Origin of the sequence: Geothrix rubra (assembly GCF_030268065.1) — a bacterium.
Classification (GTDB): Bacteria; Acidobacteriota; Holophagae; order Holophagales; family Holophagaceae; genus Geothrix; species Geothrix rubra.
On sequence record NZ_BSDD01000002.1, the window covers coordinates 627,084 to 645,377 of the forward strand.

Here is an 18,294-nt window from a genome sequence, read left to right on the forward strand (position 1 = left end):
AGATTCGAGGCCAGTATACCGGTGGACCGAGGAAGGCCCATGCAGCCAACCATGAGGTGGTACCAGACCCTGGCCTGGACCCTGTTCCTCCGCCAGGCCACGGCCGTGCTCGGGCTCCTCGCGATCATCCTCTGGGTGGCCTACGCCGAGGCCGAGCGGGGGGCCCGGGCCACGGCCAGCGCGAGCCTCTCCGCGGGCGGCTACGTCCTCGAGCGGGCCTTCGAGCAGCAGGGCCACTCCCTGGATGCGGGCCTCGATGTCTTCACCCAGTACTCCGGCAATGTCGCGCTGGTGGAGCAGGCCCTGGAAGGGGGCGCCTCCTCCAGCCTGGCCGACACCCTCCTGGACAACCTGCCCCGGCTCAACGCGGAGATCGCCCTCGTGGTGAGGCCGGATGGTTCCCTCCTGGCCTGCAGCGCCCGGGGCGCCCGGCCCACCTTCCCCGACGTGGGGATCCTGCAGATGGCCCTGGCGCCCGAGGAGGCCCAGGCCGCGGGCCACCCGGGCCCCTCGTACCGGGGCTTCCTGCGGGTGGATTGGGGGGACCGGCCCGGCGTCTACCATGCGGTGGCGCGGTCCCTGCGCTCGCCTGGGGGCCGGCCCCTGGGCGCGATGCTCGTGGGCGCCCGGGTGGACGACCGGGTGGCCGGAGACCTCCGCCGGCTGGCCATCGCCGGGCCCCAGCGCGGCGACCCGCCCCCCCATCTCGCCCTCCTCAGCCACTTCCAGACCCTGGGGACCACCCTGCCCGAGGCGCAGACCCTGGACCGCCTCCTGGCCCGGGACCCCGCCCTCCTGGCCGTCCGCTACCGGGTCCTCGACGGCGAGCGCTCTGCCGTCCTGCCCTTCCGCCTGGACGGGCGGACCTACCTCGGGCGGATCTCCCCCCTCCGGGGCGTGAACGCCCTGGATCTGGAAATGGCAGAGGTGCTGCTGATGCCCGTGGATCCGCTGCTGGCCCCCTTCCGCAACCTCCAGCGGGCCATCCTGGCCGTGGGGGCCGCGGGGCTGTTCGTCGCCCTGGGCCTCAGCCTCTGGTCCGCCCGGAAGGTGACCGCCCCGCTCAAGACGCTGGCGGGAGCCGCAGAGGCCCTGGCCGGAGGCCAGTGGCCGGAGACGGTGACCCTGGTGCCGTCCCCCGACGAGGTGGGGGTGCTGACCCGCACCTTCAAGGCGATGCTGGCCGAGCTGCGCGCGAAGGACGACCTGCTCACCCTCCTGGAAACGGCCCGGAAGGGCCCGGCGCCGGACCCCGCGCCCCGGCCGCCCGCCCCGGCCCCATGGTCCCAGGACGAGGCCACCCGGCGCCTGGAACCGGCGGCGGTCCGGCGCACGGAGGAGCCCCTGCCGACCGCGCTCCGGGAGGGCGGGGTCTTCGCCGCCCGCTACCGCGTGGACGGCCTGCTGGGCCGCGGCGGGATGGGCGTGGTCCTGAAGGTCCGGGACCTCCAGCTCGACGAGGAGGTGGCCCTGAAGGTCATCCGGTCGGGCCTCGCCTCCAACCCCGCCTTCCTGGCCCTGCTCAAGCAGGAGATCCGCCTGGCCCGGAAGATCACCCACCGGTACGTCCTCCGGACCCACGACTTCGGGGAATTCGAGGGCATCCCCTACGTGACCATGGAGTACCTGAAGGGCATCACCCTCCGGAGCCTGCTCGATGCGCGGGGACGCCTCCCCCTCCCGCTGGTGCTGCGGGTCGCGCGGCAGGTGGCCGAGGGGCTGGAGGCGGCCCATGCGGTCGGGGTCGTCCACCGGGACATCAAGCCCGCGAACGTCCTGTTCGACGTGCGCGGCGACGCGAAGATCATGGACTTCGGGTTGGCCGCCCCGGTGGCTGCGGCCACGGAGGGAGAGGCCGGCACCCTCATCGGCTCCCCCCGGTACATGTCGCCCGAGCAGATCCGGGGCGAGCGCGCGGACGCGCGGACCGACCTGTACGCCCTGGGCGTGCTGCTGTTCGAGCTCTGCTCGGGCTTCCCGCCCTTCGACAGCCCCCGCATCGATGACCTCCTGGCCCTGCACCTCGACGCCAAGCCCCCTTTCCTGCCCGACCTGGTGCCGGACCTCCCCCCGGACCTCGGCGCCCTGGTGGCCCGGCTGCTGGAGAAGCGGCCGGAACACCGGCCGCAGTCGGCGGCCGAGGTGACCGAGATCCTCAAGATCCTGGCCGCAGGGGACGGAGGCAGCTCCCGGGTGTGAGGGCGCGGCCCCATGGGGGGACCGGTGGGGCGGCTTTCTCGGAACCGGATCTGGGGGGATCCGGGCGGTACCCCCATCCTCGACGCCGACCCATCATCCCCACCCGGCCCCGCGGCCCCGGTTCCCGATGGGGAGCCCGCACGTCGCCGCCAGGCCCCAGCCACGGAGGTCCCATGCCTCGACCCGACGCATCCACGACGATCGAAGCATCCAGCGGGCTCGACCGCCGAGCCTTCTGCGCCTGCGCCCTCGCCCTCGCCGCGGCTGCCGCCGTCGGCTGCGGCGGGGGCGGCGGGGGGACCTCCTCCACCCCGCAGCCCGCCCCGCCCCCGCCCCCCAGTCCCGTGACCACCGCGGAGACGAAGGCCAGCCTGCTGGCCCAGCCCTCCGGCACGGTGCGGGACTACACCACCACCGCGTCCGGCAGCTGCCCCCTGGTCGCCGGGGCCGAGCAGGGCTACTACCTCGTCCGGGACAGTGGCGGCATCTTCGCGATCAGCGCCAGCTGCCTGCACCTCGGCGGCCACATCAACCCCACCCAGGGGGGCGGGTTCGGCTGCCCCTGCCACGGCAGCCAGTACGATCTGAACGGGACCGTGACGGTGGGGCCGGCCCCGGTCGGGGCCGTCCTCCAGCACATCCAGGTGACCGAGTCCACGCCCGGGGGCGTCCTCGTGATCCACCCGGACACCCCCGTGTCCGCCACCCTGCGGCTCGCCTAGCCCCGCGCCTGCGCCATGCGCCTTCGGACTGCACTCGCCCTCCTCTGCCTCGCCTCCGCCCTGGCGGCGCAGGAATCGGAGGTCCCCCTCGGCCTCAACCTGCCCACGGCCGAAGGCCTGCAGGGCTGGCAGCCGGCCCTCCGGTTCACGCACCGCTTCACGGAGCCGGCCCGGGGGCATTCCAGGGACTGGTACGGCCTGGATGGCGGCAACTTCCCGGGGCTCGGGCTCGACCTGGGCATCGGGGCGGTGCGGGGCCTCAATGCGCAGGTCTACCGCACCGCCGATGACAAGACGGTGGTGCTGGCCCTCCAGCAGCAGCTCCTGGCGGGTCCCCACCTCCGCCTGGCCGCCCGGGTCGAGCGGTTCGACGAGGCCGTCCAGCAGGCCACCTACGCCTTCGGCTCCGTGGGCATCACCGGGTCCGCCCTCCAGCTGCCGGTGGACCTGGTGGCCGGGTCCGTGACCCTCGGCCTCGTGCCCACCTGGCTCTCCCGGACCACCACCCGGGACCAGGGGCTCGTCACCGCGGGCGTCGACTTCCGGTGGCGCCTCACCGACAGCCAGATGCTGCTGGGGGAGTACTACCCGCGCCCCGCCCGGCTGGCCGCCACCTACGAGCGGGGGTACGCCTTCGGCTACCGGATCCTGACGAAGGGCCACCGGTTCACCCTGCTGGTCACCAACGTCCAGGGGACGACGGCCCACCAGGTGCTGGGCGGCGATGATGCGGGCGGCCCCAGGCCCCCGGGCCAGTGGGCCCTGGGGTTCAACCTCGTCAGGCTCTTCTGAGCCATTGGGAAGCGGTCCGGGCGGGGACTCGAACCGCATTCCGCGGCGCGGTCTGCCGGTCCCGCTCCCGGCCCTCCCCCGGAGGGCCTCCGCGGTCCCACTCGACGCTGGATCCCGGCCACGTCCGCGTGGCCGGGGTGGGTTCGGGTCCCGCCAGCCGCCCGCTGTCTGAGATTCACGACCCACTCGGCCGGGGACTCGAACCGCATCCCGCGGCGCGGTCTGCCGGTCCCGCTCCCGACAGCGCCCCGCGCTGTCTCCGCGGTCCCACTCGACGCTGGATCCCGGCCACGTCCGCGTGGCCGGGGTGGGTTCGAGTCCCACCAGCCGCCCGCCGACCAGGATTCAAGGCCCACTTGGGCGGGGACTCGAACCGCATCCCGCGGCGCGGTCTGCCGGTCCCGCTCCCGACAGCGCCCCGCGCTGTCTCCGCGGTCCCACTCGTGGGTTCGAGTCCGGGCGTTCCAGATTGAAAAACCCCCCGTTCCGGGGGGCTTTTCAATCTGGGGCGGCTGATGGGACTCGAACCCACGACACCTGGAATCACAATCCAGTACTCTAACCAACTGAGCTACAGCCGCCGTTGGATCATCCAGATTATCCTGGTCGGCCTTTGCTGGCCAGCGGGAACCTTCGGGGGGCTCCGGTCACGCTAGAGCAGGCCGGCTGGTCCGGCGCGTGAGGTTGTCCATGAAGCGTCATGTCAAACAGGTCCTCGGCCTATCGGCCTTCGCTGCGGTCTGCATGGCCCTGGGGATGGGGCTGAGCCATGGCTGGGTGGCCCGGGCCCAGGAGGAGAAACCCGTCACGGTCGATCCCAAGGGGCTGGACCGGATGCCCCCCATCGCGGAGGTGGCCGAGAAGCTCAACCCGACGGTGGTGGCCATCACCAACACCAGCTTCGTCCGCCAGCGGCAGCCGGGGAACCCCTTCGGCGGCGGGGATGACTTCTTCGACTTCTTCTTCGGCCCTGGCGGGCCGGGCCATCCCCGGGTGCCCCGGGGGGGCGGCGACTCGGAGCAGCGGGCCGTCTCCGGCGGCTCGGGCGTCATCATCTCCCCTGACGGCGAGATCCTCACGAACTACCACGTGGTGGCCAGCATGGGCGAGCCCGGCAACGCGCTGGAGGTGAAGACCGTGGACGGCCGCACCTTCAAGGGCACCGTCCTGGGCAAGGACAAGGAGCTGGATGTCGCCCTCGTCAAGATCGACGCCACCCACCTGCCCTTCGCCAAGCTCGGCGACTCCGATTCCCTCAAGATCGGCGAATGGGTCGTGGCCATCGGCAATCCGCTGGGCCTCGAGCACACGGTCACCCAGGGCATCATCAGCGCCAAGGGCCGCAACCTCGATGGCGGGGTGAGCACCTTCCTCCAGACCGACGCCGCCATCAACCGCGGCAACTCCGGCGGCCCCCTGCTCAACCTCCGGGGCGAGGTGGTGGGCATCAACACGGCCATCAACCCGGCCGGCCAGAACATCGGCTTCGCCGTACCCATCAGCATGGTGAACCGCATCCTCAAGGACCTGCGCGCGGGCAAGCCCGTGAGCCGGGGCTACCTCGGCGTCACGCCCCAGGAACTGGATTCCGTCTTCCAGGAGGCCCTGGGCGTGAAGCAGGGCGTGCTGGTGGGCTCCGTGGAGCGGGGGCAGCCGGCGGACAAGGCCGGTCTCCAGCACCAGGATGTCATCACCAGCGTGGACGGCCAGGCCGTGAAGAACCCCGATGACCTGGTGTCCGCCATCTCCAGCCGCCGGGCCGGGGATACGGTGAAGCTGGGCGTGATCCGCAAGGGCAAGGCCATGACCCTCTCGGTCGTCCTGGGCGACCGCAAGGCCATCGAGGAGCTCCGCCGCGGCGAGTCCGGCCGGGGCGAGGAGGGAGAGTCCGGCGGCACCGACCGCGAAGGCTCCAGCACCTTCAGCCTCCAGAAGGCCTACGGCTTCCAGGTGGGCGCCCTGGACCCCGTGAACCGGCACCAGTTCGGCATCGCCGAGGACCGCAAGGGCGTGGTGGTCGTCTCCGTGGACCCCCGCTCCCCCGCCGCGGACCGCAACCTCCAGGTGGGCATGATCATCACCGAGGCGGCCGGCCAGCCCGTCACCAGCGTGGCCGACTTCATGGCTGCGGCCCGCAAGGCCACCGGCCGGCCCCTCCTGCTCTACATCCAGGCCCCGCAAGGCAGCCAGCGGCTCACCCTGGCCATCCCCCCCCGCTGAGGCCCCGCGCCCCGGCCTTTCCGGAGCCCCGCCCTTGGCGGGGCTCCGTTCATTCGGGTTAGACTGGGGGGCTCACCTCCGCCGAAGGACCTACCCATGGGCCAGCGTCTCCTCCTCGTGGACAGCGACCGGAGCTTCCTCAAGGAGCACCAGGTCAGCCTCGAGGCCGCCTTCGACCTGGAGGTCTCCGCTTCCCCGGACGGCGTCATCCCCCGCCTGGAGCACGGCGGCTACGCGGCGGTGCTCATCTGCGTCGAGGTGGCCGAGAACAAGGGCTACGCCCTCTGCTCCACCATCCGCAAGAACGCCAAGCTGGCCGCCCTCAAGGTGGCCCTCATCAGCGCCAAGGCCAGCGAGGAGGAGTACCGGCGGCACCAGAGCCTCAAGGGCCGCGCGGACCTCTACCTGCACAAGCCCATCGCCCCCAGCGCCCTCGTGGCGGCCCTGACCCCCCTGGTGCCGGGCCGGACCCTGGATCCCGACAATCCACTGGGCGAGCTGGTGGACACGGAGCTGGGCGACGACTGGCTGGACGGCCTGAAGAGCGCCCTGGACGAGGGCGCCCCTGCCCCGGCGGCGCCCCCCCCGCACGCGGCCATCACCGGGGCCTTCGAGATCCGGCCCGAGCCGGTGTCCCCCTCCGCGGTCACCCGCAACCTCGACATGAAGGCCACGGCCCCGCCCGACACCACCCGGACCCGGCTCCTCGAGGAGCAGGTGGCGGCCCTCCACGAGGAGCTGCGGGCCAAGGACCACCGGCTCCAGGCCACCGCCGCGGAGCTGCAGCAGCTCCAGCGCCAGCTCAGCTCCGTGACCCAGAACCTGGACGAGATGGAGCGGCGCCACCGGGAGGCCGAGGCCCTGAAGCAGAAACTCGCGGAGTCCGAGGCGGCCCTCCGGCGGGTGGAGGAGAGCGGCAGCCGGGACGGCGAGGCGCTGAAGGCCCAGCTCAAGGAGGCCCTCACCGAGCGCACGGACCTGCTCCACCAGGTGGAGGAGCTCAACCTCCAGCTCAGCGAGAAGACCCAGCGCACCATCGAGCTGCTCAAGGAGCGGGACCGCCTGCAGCACCAGGCCCTGGAACTGGAGACGGCCGTGGAGGCCCGCGACGCGGCCCTCGCCGAGGCCCGGGAGGCCCAGGCCCAGCTCAACGCCACCCTCGAAGGGATGGTGGAGAAGCACACCGCCCTCGAAGAGGTCCACCAGGCCGCCCTGCTCGAGGTGGCGGCCCAGAAGGAGCGGGCCCACACCCTCCAGCTGGAGCTGGCCGGCCTCGAGGCCACCATGCGGGGCCAGGGGCGCGACCTGGCGGAGATCAGCGAGCGGCTGCAGCGGGCCGAGGCGGAGAACGAGGCGCTGCGGGAGGCGGCGGCCGAGCGGGACCAGCGGCTGGCGGCCCTCGGCGAGGAGGCCCAGCGGCTGGAGGAGGCCCTGCGCGAGGCGTCCCAGCAGGCCGCGGAGGCCCGGCAGCGGCTCGACGAGGCCGTCATCCAGCACGAGGGCGAGCGGCTGGAGCTGATGAACGGCGTGGACCAGAAGGAGGCCGAGCTGGGCCGCATGGCCCAGGTGCTCCAGGCCCAGCAGGAGGCCCACGCGGCCCTCGAGGGCGAGAAGCAGGACGTCGAGGCCCGGCTGGTGGAGCACCGCGAGCGCCTGGGCCAGATGGACGAGCTCCTCCAGGAGGTCGTGGAGCGGCTCCGGCGAGGCTCGGACCTCGCCCGCGGCTAGCGGGGGGCGCCGGTGGTCCTGGGCGCGGCCCTGCTCTGCGCTGCCCTTCTGCTCCTCAGCGCCTTCTTCGTCATGGCGGAGTTCGCCGCCGTGCGCGTGCGGGCCACCCAGTTGGAGGCCCTGGTCGACAGCGATCCCCGGGCCGTCCAGGCCCTGGAGGTCCATCGGCGCCTGGGCCACCACCTCTCCGCCGTCCAGGTGGGCATCGTCCTCTGCGCCCTCTCCCTGGGCGCCGTGGGGGAGGACCTCTTCGCCCGGGGGTTCCACCAGGTCTTCGGGCGCATCCCCTGGCCGGGCCTGCGCCTGCCCCTCAGCAGCGGCCTGGCCCTGCTCCTCATGACCACCCTCGACGTGGTGCTGGCGGAGCTGGTGCCCCGCAGCGTGGCCATCCAGGCCGCCACGCCCTGGGCCCTGCGCACGGCCCGGCCCCTGCTGGCCTGGTCGCGCCTGGTCCGGCCCCTCACCTGGGCCCTCACCCAGCTCAGCCACCTGGTGCTGCGCATCTTCGGGATCCGCCCGGGCGATGCCGAGGATGCCCTCCCCTCCGAGGAGGAGTTCAAGCGGATGCTGGAGCACAGCCAGGCCCAGGGCCGCCTGGGGCTGCGCCGCAAGGAGCTCATCGAGAACCTCTTCGACTTCACCCGGCGCACGGTGAAGGAGATCGCCGTGCCCCGGGCCCGGGTGGTCTGCTTCGACCTGCAGCACAGCCTGGCGGACAACCTGGCCCTGGCGCGGCGGTCTCCCCACACCCGGATCCCCCTGGTGGATGGCGACCTCGACCGTGTCGTGGGCGTGGTCCACCTCAAGGAGCTGCTCTGGGCCCTCCACGAGCGGGAGGAGGAGCCCGACCTCCGAACCTTCGCCCGCCCGGCCTTCTTCGTGCCGGAGATGAAGCCCATCCAGGGCCTCCTCCTGGAGTTCCAGCAGCGCAAGCAGCACCTGGCCCTCATGGTGAACGAGCACGGGGGCGTGGACGGCCTCGTCACCCTGGAGGACGTGCTCGAGGAGCTGGTGGGGGAGATCCAGGACGAGTTCGACCGGGAGGCCATCCAGCTCAAGCGCACCCGGGGCGGCGGCTGGCTGGCCCAGGGCAACGTCCTGCTGGAGCAGCTGGAGGACCACCTCCACCTGGACCTCGAGGCGGAGGAGGGCTCCGTGAGCCTGGGCGGCTACCTCCAGGAGCAGCTGGGGCGGGTCCTCCGCCCCGGCGACGAGCTGCGCATCCAGGGCTGGCACATCCGCGTGCTCTCCATGCGCGGCCTGGCCCCCGGCCAGTTCCTGCTGCGACCCCTGCCGCCCGAGGACCCCGATGCCGGAACCCCTTGAGGGCTTCCTCCTGGCCGCGGGGCTGGGCACACGCATGGGCGTCCTGAGCGCCTGCCTGCCCAAGCCCGCCTGGACCCTGCGGGGCCGCCCCCTCCTCCAGTGGGGCGCCGGGGCCCTCCGCGCCGCCGGGGCTGGGCGGATCGGCTGCAACGCCCACCTGCATCCGGAAGGCTTGCGGGCCGTGGCCGGCGGCCTGGAGGTGTTCGACGAGCCCCGGCTCCTGGGGAGCGCCGGGGGCCTGCGCCACGCGCTCGGGCGGGTGGCGGGGGAGCTGCTGGTCTGGAACGCGGACATCTGGGCCGACGCCGTGCCCTTCGACCGGCTGCGCGAACGCCACCGCGCGGCCCGCGCGGCGCTGAGCTGGCTGCTGGTGCCCCACCCGGGCGGCCCCTGGAACCCGGTGTGGCTGGACGCGGAGGACCGCATCCTCCCCAAGGGCGTGGTGGGGGAGCAGGGCCCCTACCACTTCACCGGCGCCGCCGCCTGGTCGCCGGAGGCCCTGGCCCTCCTGCCCGAGGGCCCCAGCGAGATGGACGATCTGCGGCCCCGGCTGCCCCTGCACCTGGGCGTGGTGGCCGAGCCCTTCCCCTGGCGGGAGGTGGGCACGGCGGAGGCCCTCATCGCCGCCGCCGCGGACCTGGCACCGGACCAGGAGGGCCGCCTGCCCGGCTGCTACGTGCATCCCTCGGCCGCCCCCGCCGGCCGCCTCACCCGCTGCGTCCTGGGCCCCGGGGCCCTCCCCCCGCCCTCGATCACGGACGCCGAGGCCCTCTGGTTCGGGGAGGGCGGCCACCAGGTGCGGCTGGGGCTGTAGCGGAGGCTGTCCCTCCCGCGCGATGGGAGTACCCTGGTCGGATGGATCCCCGTCTCGCCCGCGCCCTGGAACGCTGGGACCTGAAGGCGCCCCGGCCCCTGGCGGGGGATGCGGGGGCGCGGCAGTACGTGCGGGTGGACCATCCCCAGGTGGGCACGGCCCTGGTGGTGCTGCATCCCCTCGACACCCCGGAGAAGCCCGACGACAGCTACTTCGAGTTCCGGGCCCTGCAGGCCTTCCTGGATCCCGTCATCCACGTGCCCACCATCCTCCAGTTCCACGACGCCGACCGCTGCCTCCTGGTGGAGGACCTGGGCGACACCACCCTGGAGCAGCGGCTGGTGGAGCATCCCGAGGAGGAGGTGCACTGGGCCGAGCAGACGGGTTGGATGCTGGCCACCCTGGCGGGGCCGCTCACCCTGGGGGCTCCGGGCCACACCTTCTTCATGCAGCGGTCCTTCGACGAGGCCAAGTTCGCCTTCGAGTGGGAGTACTGCCGGGTGAACTTCTTCCGCGACTTCCTGGAGAAGGATCCCCCCCGCTGGCTGGACCGCCTGATGGAGGAGGTCCACGCCAGCCTGGAGACCCGGGCCCGCTTCTTCACCCACCGCGACTTCCACGTGCGCAACCTCATGGTGCACGGCGGGCGGCTCGTGGCGCTGGACTTCCAGGACGCCCGGCGCGGCGCCGCCACCTACGACCTGGCCAGCATCCGCTTCGACGGTTACTGGGACTGGTCCCGGGATGCCGGCCGCCAGCTGATGGCGCCCCTCCAGGAGGAGCTGGGCTGGAGCGCCGAGGCCCTGGGGGAGGAGCTGAACCTCAGCGGCATCCAGCGGAACCTCAAGGCCCTGGGCACCTTCGGCCACCAGCTGGTGCATCGTCACAAGGCCCAGTTCGCCCCCGCCATCCCCCGCACCCTGCGCCACCTGCGCGGCCACTTCCAGCGCATGAACCACCGGGACGGCGTCCTCGCCTGCGAACACCTCCTGCGGCTGGCCGAGGACCGGCTGCTGAAGGGGTAGCGGGCGACCGCGGGCCACGGGGACGGATCCCCGGGGCTCCCCCGCCTCAGGTTCCCCAGGCCCCTGCGGCTCCTTCCGGCCTTCCCAACCCTGTTCCGAGGCGCCATGTCCCTTCTCGCCAATGCTGTGATCGCCCTCGTGGCCCTGCTGCATGTCTGGTTCCTGGTGCTGGAGATGGTCCTCTGGGAGAAGCCGGCCGGCCTGCGGGCCTTCGGGCAGACGCGGGAGGCGGCGGCCGCCTCGAAGGTGCTGGCGGCGAACCAGGGGCTCTACAACGGGTTCCTGGCGGCGGGTCTGGCCTGGGGGCTGTGGCTGGGGCCGGCGGGCTTCGGGGTGAAGGCGTTCTTCCTGGGCTGCGTGCTGGTGGCGGGGGTCTTTGGGGGGCTCACGGCCAGCCGGAAGATCCTGCTCGTCCAGGCCCTCCCCGCGGCCCTGGGGCTGGGCCTGCTGATCCTGGGCTGAGGGCGGGCCGGTCCCCCGCCGGTCCGCGGGGCGGTGTAAACAGACCCTAGCCACCCGGGCGGGCGTTGTGACATGCTTCCCCTTCCGGGGGTCGAAGGGGACCTCTGTGAATGGTTTTTCCAAGAGGTCGGCATGGGTAGCAAGGCCGCTTCGGAGCGTCACCGTCTGCCGCGCGCCGCCAGGGGACACCTGGTGCGGGTGCGCCCGGAGGCCGAGATCCTGGCCACCCTGGATGCGGAGGGGAAGCTGGAGGGCATGCCCTTCATGCCGGAGATGACGCGCTACTTCGGGCAGACCTTCCGGGTGTACCGCCGGGCGGTGAAGACCTGCGTGGAGGGGAACGCCATCCGCCGCCTGACGGATACCGTGATCCTGGAGGGCCTGCGTTGCGACGGCGCCTTCCATGAGGGGTGCCAGCGGAGCTGCCCCTATTTCTGGAAGGAAGCCTGGCTCGAGCCGCTGGCTGGGGACGGGGATCCGCCGCCCCCCGCGCCTCAGCCCCCCTCGGGGTTCTGGCTGGACCGCTTCCCCACGCGGTCGGGTGAGCGGTTCCTCTGCCAGTCCACGGAGCTCCTGGGGGCGACCCAGCGCATCTCCCGGTGGGACCTCACCCACCTCTTGGCGGAGATCCGAGTGGGGGAGCTGTCCGTCCGGATGTTCCTGCAGATCCTCGTGCACACCCTGGCGAACCGGGTGCGCGAGCTGCTGGGGTTCCAGCGCCTCGGCCAGCTGACGGGCTCCCGGGAGGACTTCACCAAGGGGGACCTGGATCTCCGGCCGGGCGAGTGGGTGGAGATCAAGCCCGCCCCGGAGATCCGGCGCACCCTCGATGCCGAGGGGAGGAACCGCGGCCTCTCCTTCGAGCCGACCATGGTGGACTTCGCCGAGGGCTGCTTCCAGGTGGACTACCCCATCCAGCGGATCATCTCGGAGCGGACAGGTCAGATGATCTTCCTGACCCACACCGTGGCCCTGAAGGGCGTGACCTGCACCGGGCTCTGCGCCAAGAACTGCCCCCGCAACAACACCCTCTACTGGCGGGAGGCGTGGCTGCGGCGGGTGGAGCGGAAGGCGGAGGGCTAGGGTCGGGACCGCCGGCGGCGCCAGCGGCGGATCGTCCGCACCACGAGGATTCCGAGCAGCCCCAGGGCGAGCAGGAGCGCGCCCGCCCCGGCCGCCAGGTTGCGGATGGGGTTCTCCACGACGAACCCGTCCCGGGCGGTGTAGAACCCGTTGAAGCGCTGGAGCGCGGCGGGGAGCGCCAGGAGTTCGGCCTTTCCCAGCGGCAGGGGCCGCTCCTCCGGATGGACGGTCGAGGCCCAGGGGAACAGGGCGCCGGTGCGATCCATCTCGATGTGGCCGCCCAGCACGGCCGTGATGGGCCGGTCCTTCGCGAAGGCGGCCACCCGCGCCGCGCTGGCCTGGTAGGCGGCGAGGTCGTCCACGAGGATCCGTCCCGGCAGGAGGAAGTCGCCGGAGAAGAGGAGGCCCGTGGCCCGGTCGTAGAACACGAGCTCGGCCGGGTGGTGCCCGGGGGCGGGCAGCACGTCCACGATCCGGTCGCCGAGGTCCACCTGGGCGAGGCCGTCGGGCCAGGCGGCGAAGCCGAAGAAGCGGCGGACGTGCGCCAGGTCCGAGGGCACCACCTCCACGCCCGGGAGGCCGTGGAACTGGGCGTCGCCGGCCCGGTGGTCGAGGTGCCCGTGGGTGTGCACCACGAGGAGGGGCAGCCTCGCCGGGCCGTCCTTCGGCAGACGCGCGAGGACCTCGGCCGCCAGGGGCATCCGCGCTGGGTCCGCCACATCCCCCGTGTCGATGAGAAGCGCCCGCCGCCGGCCCACCAGGAGGTAGAGGAAGGGCGCCTCCCAGGTGGCCTGCAGATCCTCCCGCAGGATCCAGGTCCGCCCGTCCCAGGGCTGGACGTGCAAGGGCGGAGGGGCGGCCAGGGGAGCCGCGTGGGCCGGGGCCAGCAGGGTCAGGAGGCAGAGGCTCGCAAGGAAAAGTCGCATGGGGGCCCTCATCATCGCCTCCCGCCGGAAGGCGCCGAGGGGGTGGCCATCGTCAGGAAGGCGTCCAGGGCCTGGGTGGTGCGCACCCGGTCGCCGGTGGTCATCAGCTCAAGGAAGAGGCCATCGAAGACCGCCCCCACCAGGGTGGCCTGGGCGGGACTCGCGTCGGGGTCCGACAGGGCCGGCTGGATGAGCGCCAGCCAATCCTGGGCGTGCCGCGCCAGGAGGTTCGACCGGAGGTCGGGATCTCGGGCGGCCAGGACATTCAGCTGGTAGAGCAGGCTCAGGCTGGGGAAGTGCTCGTCCTGGAGGGCCCAGTCCCAGAAGGCCCGTAGCAGGGGGACCCTCCGGGTACCCGGTGGCGCGGACCGCATTTGCCGGAAGGAGTGCTGCAGGCGGCGCTGCATCTCGTCCAGGACCTCGGCCAGCAGCCGTTCCTTGGAGCCGAAGTGGAAGATCAGGAGCCGGGCGCTCGTGCCGATCTCGGCGGCCATGGGCCGCAGGGAGAGGTCCGCGGGCCCGTGGCGGACCAGGTAGGCGATGAGGGGGTCGAGGAGTTCCTGTTTGCGGGAGGCCATGTAACGACTGTTTCATGAAACAGTCGTTACATTCAAGACCCGGACCCGGCCCTGCGAGTCCCCAGGGTGGGCGCTAGGATGGTCGGAACGTCCCCCTGTCGTTCCGCCCCGGGAGGGTCCCCATGTCCCTGCGCACGCTGCTGAATCGGCTGCTTCCCGGCCAGCCGGCCCCCGCGGCCGGCACCTGGGGGGCGCCGCGGCCGCTGGACCGGGGGCAGGTGGGCCGGCCCCAGATCGCCATGGACGACCACGGCAACGCCATCGCCGCCTGGCACCACCGCGGCCAGGACCACGAAGGGGTCTACATCTGCCGGTTCCACGCGGACCAGCGGTCCTGGGACCTGGTGCCCCGCCGGCTGGACAGCGCCCGCACCCAGGCCCAGGCGCCGGAGATCGCCATGAACGTGCGGGGCGAGATGGCGGTGGTGTGGCAGGAGCGGGAGGGCGACCAGACCCGGGTGTGCGCCCGGCACATGCTGGGGTCGGCGGAGACCTGGGTGCCCTACCCCATGACGTTGCAGGTCGCGCCCGGCGAGGTGGTGAGCCTGCACACGGCCATGGATCCCGCAGGCAACATCCACACCGTGTGGTGCCAGGGCACGCGGGGGGCCTACCGGGTCTACACCAGCGGCTATGCGGCCGAGGAGGGCGCCTGGGATCCCCAGCCCACGGCCCTGGGCGAGCCGTCCCCCGTGCCCGTCTTCCCCCAGCTGGCCGTGAACCGCGCCGGCCATGGCCTGGTGGTCTGGAGCGAGGAGGCCGCGGGCGCCGGCAACCGCCTGGTGGCCTGCCACTACGAGCCCGCCGGGCGGGCCTGGAGCGACCGGCCCACCACGGTGGCCCGGGGCCGCGCCACCTACCTACGGCTGGGGGTCGACCCCCGGGGGGCGGCCGTGGTGCTCTGGGTGGAAGTGGGCGAGGGTGGCGTGCAGAACCTCCACGCCAGCCACCTGGATCCCCGCAGCCTCGAGTGGACGCCGGCCCCCCTGCTTGCCAGCGGGCGGGCCATCCACTGGCCCCAGGTGGGCCTCGACGGCCAGGGCCGGGCCCATGCCGTGTGGCGCCAGGAGGCCGCCGGCTCGGTGAAGCTGTTCGCCCGGCGCTACGCCGGCGGACACTGGGAGGAGGCCCGGACGCTGCTGGGGGACGACCTGGGCCCGAACCAGGCCCATGGCCTCTCGGTGAATGCCGAGGGCCAGGCCCTGGCCATCTGGTCCCAGCACCAGGGCGGCCAGACCGCCGTCTGCGTGCGGCGCTTCGATGGCACGACCTGGAGCGCTCGTCCCCTGCTGCTGGGGGCCCCGGGCCGCCGGGAGGTCCAGACCCCCGGCGCCGTCTTCGCCACCGGCGGCCATGTGGCCGCCATCTGGCGCCAGGGCGAACCCCGCGACGGCCTCATCGTCAGCGCGGTCGGGGAGGCGTAGCCTTCCCGCGCTAGACTGGCCGCCATCCATCCCCCGGGGACAGGAGGCGGTCATGGCGATGCGACGGACGCTGGGTCTGGTGACGGCGCTGCTGGCGACGGGGATCCCGGCGGGCGCCCAGGGCCTGCCCGGCGAGATCCCGGCGGCCTTCAGGCCCGTGACGGAGCGCTGGGACTACGAGCGCCGCGAGGCGATGGTCCCCATGCGGGACGGCGTGAAGCTCCACACGGTGATCCTCGTGCCGAAGGGCGCGAAGGAGGCGCCGATCCTGCTGACCCGCACGCCCTACAGCGCCGACAAGCTGACGGGCCACGCCGAGAGCGCCCACCTGGGGCCCGTGCTCCAGGGCTACGACAACGCCACGGACGTGATCCTGGCCGGGGGCTACATCCGCGTGGTGCAGGACGTGCGGGGCAAGTACGGCTCCGAGGGCGACTACGTCATGAACCGGCCCTTCCGCGGGCCCCTGAACCCCACGGCGGTGGACCACGCCACGGACACCTGGGACACCGTCGACTGGCTGGTGAAGCACGTGCCGGAAGGCAACGGCCGCGTGGGCATCCTGGGCATTTCGTACGACGGCTTCCTCGCCCTCGCCGCCCTGGCGGACCCCCATCCGGCCCTGAAGGTGGCCGTGCCCATGAACCCCATGGTGGACGGCTGGCGGGGAGACGACTGGTTCCACCACGGCGCCTTCCGCCAGCAGAACCTCGCCTACATCTATGAACAGGAGGCGGCCCGCGCCGGCGGACTCGGCTGGTGGAGCACCCACTTCGACGACTACGAGGCGTTCATGGCGGCGGGCTCCGCGGGCGCCATGGCCCGGAGCCACGGCCTGGACGCGCTGGGCTTCTGGCGGAAGCTCTCCGCCCACCCGGCCTACGACGCCTTCTGGCAGGACCAGGCCATGGACCGCCTGCTGGCCGCGCGGCCCCTGAAGGTACCCGTGCTCCTGGTCCACAGCCTCTACGACGCCGAGGACATCTACGGCGCCATCGCCGTGTGGAAGGCCCTGCATCCGAAGGACCCCGCCGGGGAGAAGGTCCACCTGGTCCTGGGCCCCTGGTGCCACGGCGGCGGGATCCAGGAGGGCAGCGGACTCGGCTCCCTGAAGTTCGGCCAGGACACGGCCCACGCCTTCCGCTGGGAGATGCTGAAGCCCTTCCTGGACCAGTACCTGCGTCCCGGCGCGCCGGAGGCGGACCTGGCCCCGGTGACGGCCTTCGAGACGGGCACGAACCGCTGGGAGCGGCTGCCCGGCTGGCCCCGGGCGGGCGCAGGCACGGCCACCGCCGCCACGCCCTTCTACCTCGACGCCGGATTGACGGTGTCGCCGGCACCGCCCCGGGCGGGGGACGCGGCCTTCGACGAGTACGTGTCCGACCCCGCCAAGCCCGTGCCCTACCGGGCCCGACCGGTGATGCCCATGGGCTACGAGGGGCTGCGCACCTGGCCCCAGTGGCTCACGGACGACCAGCGGGAGGCCTCGGGCCGCACGGACGTGGTGGCCTACCTCTCCGCGCCGCTGACCGCGCCCCTGCGCATCGCGGGCGAGCCCGAGGTGAACCTGGTGGCCTCCACCAGCGGCAGCGATTCGGACTGGGTGGTGAAGGTGATCGACGTCTACCCCGACGAGGTGCCCGCCCAGCCCGCCCTGGGCGGCTACCAGCTCATGGTGTCGGCGGACATCTTCCGGGGCCGCTACCGGGAGGACCCCGCCAGGCCGGCGGCGCTGGCGCCCAACGTCCCGCTCACCTACCGCTTCGCCCTGCCCACGGCGAACCATGTCTTCCTGCCGGGCCACCGGATCATGGTGCAGGTGCAGTCCAGCTGGTTCCCCCTCTACGACCGCAACCCCCAGACCTTCGTGCCGAACATCCTCTTCGCGCAGCCCGCGGACTACCGCCGCGCCACCCAGCGCATCTGGCACGAGCCCGGGAAGGCCAGCTTCGTGGCGCTGCCGGTGGTGCCGTGAGAGAGGGCCTCTCCCTGCTTGGGAAGGCGGTGTGTCAATGAAGCGATGGGTCGGGTCCCTCTGCCTCGGTCTGCTTTCGTGGGGAATCTGCCTCGCCGCGCACCCCTTCAAGGGGCATCGCTGGGTCCAAACGGCTCGCCAGGCGATGATGGAATTCCTCGATGTGGCAAGCACCTGCGGCAACCCGGAGCTCGCAAAACGTGCCGTTGCCGTCCGTCATGCCCTGGAATCGAACCGTATCCACATTCAGATCCCGCCGGACGATCCCGGAACCCCCCTCTCGGGGGCGGAATTCTTCCTTGATCGAGAACAAAGGCCGACCTTCCTGCTGAAGACGCGGTTTCTGGCGCTCTATCCGGGCCATCGGGCATTCGTCTTCGCCGTCCTCATGCACGAGACGACCCACGCCAATGCGTACCTCGATTCGCCTACGAAATTCTTTTCCCAACGCGAGCAGGGTGTCGAACGGTACCTCTACGAAATGGATGCCGCCTACCTTGAAGCGAGTTTCCTCCGGGATGTCGCCCGACCGAAAGGATGGAAGCTCTCACCATTCGAGAGCTATCTCCTAGAGAGCCTGGATCATGACAACTTGGCGTCCTACTCCACCGCGTTCCAGGTGACTGACATGGAATTCGTCTACACCTTTGTCAGGGCAAGAAAAGGACCCGAATCTCTGGCCGCGTTGGCTTCCGAATTCGTGGCCCAGGGGCGGGCCATGAAAGCTGCGTTTCTCCAGTGCAATCGGGATGACGCCTGGGGGCGCTACAAGGCGCTTGTCTCAATTCGCACCTTCGTGGCCTTCGGGTCGGAGCTCGCTGCGACCCTGGTGGCACACAAGCGTCCTGGAACAGATCCACACGATACGATCGACCAGCATATACCTGGATTCGATGCCGTCATCCTTGACCTGCAGGCAACACTCGATAAGGAACGGGATGCGCTTGGATTCCGGGATCGCCTGATGAAGCGCATGAACACCGCCCTGGAGACGCCATAGGCCCCGCTGGCGACTTTTGA

General features: G+C 72.1%; 15 protein-coding genes and 1 tRNA gene. 13 read left to right on the forward strand and 3 right to left on the reverse strand.

Annotated features, from left to right (window positions below; translation table 11 throughout):
• Positions 1-39: 39 nt before the first annotated feature.
• The 3 genes from QSJ33_RS07625 (at position 40) to QSJ33_RS07635 (ending at position 3,713) form a co-directional block, all read left to right on the forward strand.
• Positions 40-2,199, forward strand: coding sequence for a serine/threonine-protein kinase (locus tag QSJ33_RS07625; protein WP_285724195.1), 2,160 nt, complete (start codon positions 40-42; stop codon positions 2,197-2,199).
• Between the two features lie 173 nt (positions 2,200-2,372).
• On the forward strand, positions 2,373-2,921 hold the full coding sequence (locus QSJ33_RS07630) for a QcrA and Rieske domain-containing protein (protein WP_285724197.1): 549 nt from the start codon (positions 2,373-2,375) through the stop codon (positions 2,919-2,921).
• 15 nt (positions 2,922-2,936) lie between these two features.
• Entirely contained in the window at positions 2,937-3,713 is a 777-nt protein-coding gene (locus QSJ33_RS07635; RefSeq protein WP_285724199.1) for a DUF5777 family beta-barrel protein, read from the forward strand.
• A 504-nt stretch (positions 3,714-4,217) separates the two neighbouring features.
• Here the strand turns inward: QSJ33_RS07635 and QSJ33_RS07640 are convergent.
• Positions 4,218-4,294: transfer RNA gene (locus tag QSJ33_RS07640), tRNA-His, on the reverse strand.
• Between the two features lie 109 nt (positions 4,295-4,403).
• Here QSJ33_RS07640 and QSJ33_RS07645 point away from each other — a divergent pair.
• The 7 genes from QSJ33_RS07645 to QSJ33_RS07675 all read left to right on the forward strand — a co-directional run bounded on the left by QSJ33_RS07645 (position 4,404) and on the right by QSJ33_RS07675 (position 12,371).
• Entirely contained in the window at positions 4,404-5,933 is a 1,530-nt protein-coding gene (locus QSJ33_RS07645; RefSeq protein WP_285724201.1) for a trypsin-like peptidase domain-containing protein, read from the forward strand.
• Positions 5,934-6,029: 96 nt separating this feature from the next.
• On the forward strand, positions 6,030-7,661 hold the full coding sequence (locus tag QSJ33_RS07650) for a hypothetical protein (RefSeq protein WP_285724203.1): 1,632 nt from the start codon (positions 6,030-6,032) through the stop codon (positions 7,659-7,661).
• 12 nt (positions 7,662-7,673) lie between these two features.
• A complete protein-coding gene (locus tag QSJ33_RS07655; protein WP_285724205.1) occupies positions 7,674-8,987 on the forward strand; it encodes a hemolysin family protein in 1,314 nt (437 codons plus the stop codon).
• Entirely contained in the window at positions 8,971-9,801 is an 831-nt protein-coding gene (locus QSJ33_RS07660; RefSeq protein WP_285724207.1) for an NTP transferase domain-containing protein, read from the forward strand. Before QSJ33_RS07655 ends, QSJ33_RS07660 begins: the two co-directional genes overlap by 17 nt.
• A 41-nt stretch (positions 9,802-9,842) precedes the next feature.
• Positions 9,843-10,826 (forward strand): phosphotransferase, encoded by a 984-nt coding sequence (locus QSJ33_RS07665; protein ID WP_285724209.1) that lies wholly within the window; start codon positions 9,843-9,845, stop codon positions 10,824-10,826.
• 105 nt (positions 10,827-10,931) lie between these two features.
• Positions 10,932-11,288 (forward strand): DUF1304 domain-containing protein, encoded by a 357-nt coding sequence (locus QSJ33_RS07670; protein ID WP_285724211.1) that lies wholly within the window; start codon positions 10,932-10,934, stop codon positions 11,286-11,288.
• Between the two features lie 132 nt (positions 11,289-11,420).
• Complete coding sequence (locus QSJ33_RS07675; protein WP_285724213.1) at positions 11,421-12,371, forward strand: hypothetical protein; 951 nt, start codon at positions 11,421-11,423, stop codon at positions 12,369-12,371.
• Here QSJ33_RS07675 and QSJ33_RS07680 read toward each other — a convergent pair.
• On the reverse strand, positions 12,368-13,297 hold the full coding sequence (locus QSJ33_RS07680; protein ID WP_285724214.1) for an MBL fold metallo-hydrolase: 930 nt from the start codon (positions 13,295-13,297) through the stop codon (positions 12,368-12,370). The two genes, QSJ33_RS07675 and QSJ33_RS07680, sit on opposite strands and share 4 nt — an antisense overlap.
• 11 nt (positions 13,298-13,308) lie before the next feature.
• Positions 13,309-13,875 carry a TetR/AcrR family transcriptional regulator gene (locus QSJ33_RS07685; protein WP_285724216.1) on the reverse strand — a complete coding sequence of 189 codons (567 nt, stop codon included), beginning with the start codon at positions 13,873-13,875 and terminating at the stop codon, positions 13,309-13,311.
• Between the two features lie 122 nt (positions 13,876-13,997).
• Here QSJ33_RS07685 and QSJ33_RS07690 point away from each other — a divergent pair, with 122 nt between their 5' ends.
• Genes QSJ33_RS07690 through QSJ33_RS07700 form a run of 3 tightly spaced genes read left to right on the forward strand, consistent with a single transcriptional unit; the run spans position 13,998 to position 18,274 of the window.
• Positions 13,998-15,299: a hypothetical protein gene (locus QSJ33_RS07690; RefSeq protein ID WP_285724218.1), complete on the forward strand. Its 1,302-nt coding sequence runs from the start codon at positions 13,998-14,000 to the stop codon at positions 15,297-15,299.
• A 52-nt stretch (positions 15,300-15,351) separates the two neighbouring features.
• On the forward strand, positions 15,352-17,274 hold the full coding sequence (locus QSJ33_RS07695; protein WP_285724220.1) for a CocE/NonD family hydrolase: 1,923 nt from the start codon (positions 15,352-15,354) through the stop codon (positions 17,272-17,274).
• Between the two features lie 37 nt (positions 17,275-17,311).
• Complete coding sequence (locus tag QSJ33_RS07700) at positions 17,312-18,274, forward strand: hypothetical protein (RefSeq protein WP_285724222.1); 963 nt, start codon at positions 17,312-17,314, stop codon at positions 18,272-18,274.
• Positions 18,275-18,294: the final 20 nt, after the last annotated feature.